This window comes from Acidobacteriota bacterium (assembly GCA_028875725.1).
In the GTDB taxonomy this organism is placed as follows: domain Bacteria; phylum Acidobacteriota; class Thermoanaerobaculia; order Multivoradales; family Multivoraceae; genus Multivorans.
Genome location: JAPPCR010000010.1, coordinates 1 through 3,986 on the forward strand (window position 1 = coordinate 1; position 3,986 = coordinate 3,986).

General features: G+C 67.4%; 3 protein-coding genes. 2 read left to right on the forward strand and 1 reads right to left on the reverse strand.

Features of this window, described 5'->3' with window-relative positions; genetic code table 11:
• The first annotated feature begins 198 nt into the window (after positions 1-198).
• Positions 199-894 carry an Ig-like domain-containing protein gene (locus tag OXI49_11305; GenBank protein ID MDE2691092.1) on the forward strand — a complete coding sequence of 232 codons (696 nt, stop codon included), beginning with the start codon at positions 199-201 and terminating at the stop codon, positions 892-894.
• Between the two features lie 991 nt (positions 895-1,885).
• Here the strand turns inward: OXI49_11305 and OXI49_11310 are convergent.
• The gene (locus OXI49_11310; GenBank protein MDE2691093.1) at positions 1,886-2,368 is read right to left on the reverse strand and encodes a hypothetical protein; all 483 of its coding nucleotides are present in this window, start codon (positions 2,366-2,368) and stop codon (positions 1,886-1,888) included.
• A 1,023-nt stretch (positions 2,369-3,391) separates the two neighbouring features.
• Between OXI49_11310 and OXI49_11315 the strand changes: the two genes are divergently transcribed.
• Positions 3,392-3,986 (forward strand): transposase (locus OXI49_11315; protein MDE2691094.1); only part of this gene is annotated, 595 nt, incomplete at its 3' end.

Sequence of the window (3,986 nt, forward strand, 5' to 3'; positions counted from 1 at the left end):
TTTCGTGCGTGCCATCGTTCGATTCCTCTCGATAGATGGACTGCACGATCTGCGCGAACGAAGTATCGCGGAGAGAGGGCTTCTCCGCCAGTGTGCGTCTCCGCCCGCTGCGTCTCCGCCCGCTCGTCCCCGAGTGACCCCACCGATGCGCGCGCGGATCGTGGGGCGCGGGGAACATCCGGGGCCTCGGACGGTATCATGTGCAGGATTCCCACCCCACTATTCCAACAATCTGGACGAGCCGCTAGGACCATGAAAAAGCTGCTTGGACTTGCAACCGCCGTGACGGCGTTCGCGTGCGGTGAGACCGAACCGGAGAACCAAGCGCCAATCGCCGTCGGCGACATTCCACCCGTCACCCTGACGGAAGAGGACGTGTTCACTGAGACGGTATCGGAGTTCTTCTCCGACCCGGACGGTGACCCCCTCGCCTTCGCGGCGAGGTCGTCGGCCACGAACGTGGTGACCCCCTCGATGTCGAACGACACGATCACGGTGGAGGCGATGGCTGCCGGAACGGCGACGATCGCCGTCACCGCGACCGACCCTGGGGGGCTGTCGGCCAGCCAGACCGCCGAGTTCACGGTAGAGAGGGTCAACCGGGCGCCGGTGCTGAACCTGCCCATCAACGACATGACCATCGCAGAAGACGGCGAGGCCGACTTCCTTCTCTCGTACCACTTCTATGATCCGGACCGTGACGACCTCACCTATGCGGCGAATTCATCGGACGCCGACGTGGTGTCGGTCGCGATCGACACTTGGAGCATCGTGATCACCGCAGTCGCCGTGGGGACGGCGGAAATCGAGGCCACAGCCACCGACACGGGCGGTCTGTCCGCCTCGGACACGTTCACTGTGACGGTCGTCAAGGACGACGGGGACAAGGAGTAGGCAGCTACGCCATGAGCCAGTCAGTCTTCCCCGTTTTCGCGTCAAGGGGCTACGATTGAAGCGCTGTTCTCACGGCGGTGCTTGGAATCGACGGGAGGTCGATCCAAGACCCGAAATGGATCCGGTCGTGCCGGGATGGAGCCGCACATGTGAAGAGGACCCGCACGTGCGCGGAATCGCCGTTCGGACGTGCAGGTTACCGGCTACGCAGGTCGTTGTCCGGCTTGCGGTTGCGCCACGGCCTCCGGGGCGGCTGCGCCGTGCCGGAAACGGAGGCGTGCCCGTAGCGACCCACCTTTTTCGATGCCCGTTGTGGCATCTGCGGAGGTTGGGATGTGCACTCCATCCCAAGCCGCCGCGGCGGGTCGCTACGGGTCCAGCAGTCCTTTGCAGGAAGGCCGGAGGACGCGCACGGCGGGGGCAACCCGACTCTCGGCAACCCGGCCCGCCGCCTCGGACCGGCGGTCTCCTTGGACGGGAGGTGAAACCCGGACGGGGGCCGTTGCGTAGGGGCAGACGCGGATCGCGGTGTCGGGGCCAAGGCCGCCGTGGGGGTGGCCGGGAGCCAGCGACCACGCGGGCGGACGCTGGCAGGAGAGCGGCGCGGGCAGTTTGGGCAACGGCGGCAGCCGCAGGAGGAGCGGGTTGAGTCGCCGCGTTCCACGGCGGCGTTCGGACGGCCTTCCCGCCAGGGATTGTTGCTGCGGGAGCGACCCCGGGAGGGCAGGGGCGAGGTGTGAATTTCCACCTCGGCCCGAACCCGTACCGAGCCCTCGGCGAGGGGGGTCGCTCCCACCACGGCCCGAACCGCTCGTGTGTCACGGGCGACCGGACGGCCGGACCGCAAGACGTTGCCGCGCCAGCGGATATGCGGGAGGGGCGGTGTGAATCGCCGGAGGGCCAAAGTGTGAATCGACCCTCCATGTCGATTTCACGCTCCAGTACGGTCGTAAGTCGCGCGCCGCTCCGGCCACCGAGGCTGGCGGATGAATCAACCGCGTGCCGCCTCCATGATCTCGGCCACGTAGTCGTCCAGCCGGGCCATGACCTCGATCACTTCCGCCTTGCTCTCCGCGCTCGCGAGTTCCTTGGCCAGATCGAGCAGCAGACGGCGAACCGCGAGCGGGTCGCCCGCCTGCTTCGGCGGAGCATCCTCCTCGGCGGTCTCTTGAGCCGTTGGGACCTCCGGCTCCGGCGGCGTCTTGGGCTTGGGCGCGGCGGCCCTTGCGAGCCGCGCCTTGACTTGGAGGGGGTATCTCGCGTGGAACTGCCGGCCCGTGAGTTGCCCGACCGAAGGGTCGATCTCGCGGGCACCCGCGAACAGGTCCGCGTTCGCGATTCCGGGGTTCGCTTCGAGCGTCCGCTCCACGTACTCCATGACGGCGGCACCATCTCCCAATGACGCGGGCGCCGGGTCCGGTGCCGCCTTCGCTTGCCGTGCGGGCCGTCGCTGTTCCGCCAGCCGCCGCGTCACCGGCAGCCGATACTTGGCGTGGGGTGGCGTTCTTCACGCCGGGGTCCTTCCTCATTTCCCCTTCCACGTACTGCACGACGGCATCATGCAAGCTGCCCATGTCCGTTACCCTTTCTGGAGGCAGGTCCGCGCCCGGTGGACGCGGATGAGTCGCAGGTCGTCAATTGTACTCAGTTTGGAATACTCGACGGGTGGTCGGGTGGCGTCAATGTTCGCTGGCATTTGCCAGCGGCTCGCCCGCCGCCGAACCGGGACATTCTCAATGCCGACAGCCGGGACATTTTCGGTGTCTATTGACACTCCGCGCCTTTCCCTGGCTCGATCATCCACCGTGGGGATGTCGAGTTCCTCGGTCGGAAGCCCGCAACCGGGGGTACTCCTACCCTTCCGGGGGTGGGATTGGTGCGTTACCGGCGATCCTGCGGCCTCGGATTCCGCCGAACCGCCGCAAAACGCCCAGAATCGCCGCGAGAGCGGTCTTCCGAGCGTCGGAGGGGCATGGGCTTGGACGGCCCGCCACCGAGTCGGCCAAGGCCCCACCCACGGGCGGATCCTCAAGCCCGTGCCGGTCACGGCCAAGCTCCCGGCTGGCGATCCGCCGAGGATCACGTCGGCCGGGTCGTCCGCCACGACGGGCTTGCGGGTTGGAGCACCTCGCCGCCCAACGCTCCCGTGGCGGGCCGGAAACGCAGGGGTTAGAGGGGGCGCGGCCCCCCGCCAGCCTCCGCAGGGGACTCACGGAGTGTGGCCCCACGGAGTAACCTGGCTTGTTTCCCATAATCATGCAGATTCCCGCTTGATTTGCACGACCGGGTCACGGGGAAGGCCCGGGCTGTTGAGCGCCCGCAGAGGCGAGCGCAGCGAGCCGGAGCGGGCGCTCAACAGGGACGGTGGTCGGATCGATGTGCTGGCAGGCCGTAAAGGGGCCGAGGTCAGTGTGATCGCCACCGTCCTTCCCAATGTCCTGAATGGATACACGAGCATCGAGGCTCGCATGACAAGCACAGGAGAAGGGAAGAACACATGAGCAGCATCCTCCGCACCGTCGGGATCGACATCTCCAAGGACTGGCTCGACGCCTTCGCCGCGCCCGAGGGGAGAGCATCCCGGTTCCCCAACGACAGCGCCGGCTTCCGGAAGCTGATCGCCTGGATCGGCTCCGGGATCGACCGGATCGCGTACGAACCCACCGGAGCCTTCCACCGCGACTTCGAGGACACCCTCCTGAAGGCCGGGCTCCCCCTGTACGCGATCAACCCCTTCCAGGTCCGGTCCTTCGCCCGCTCCATCGGGCGGCGCGCCAAGACCGACGCGGTGGACGCCCGGATGCTGGCCATCATGGCTTCGGCCATCGAGGACCTGCGCCCGACCGAGGCGAGATCGGAGGGGCAGCGCGACCTTGCCGAGCTCCAGCTGATCCGCGACGCGCTGGTCAGGGATCGGACCGCAACCACCAACCGGGGCAGGAACTTGCGCACTCCCGTGGGCAAGCGGGTCACCAGGCAGAGGCTGAGGCAGATCGACCGCCAGCTGAAGCTCATCGATGCCGAGATCCGGCAGCGGATCGGGGAGGAGAAGGAGATGGAGCGCCGGGCCGAGATCCTGACCTCGATCCCGG

Bases quoted from the DNA above. Each gene is read 5' to 3' on its own strand.
- OXI49_11305 (MDE2691092.1), top strand. From the start codon at position 199: ATGTGCAGGATTCCCACCCCACTATTCCAACAATCTGGACGAGCCGCT.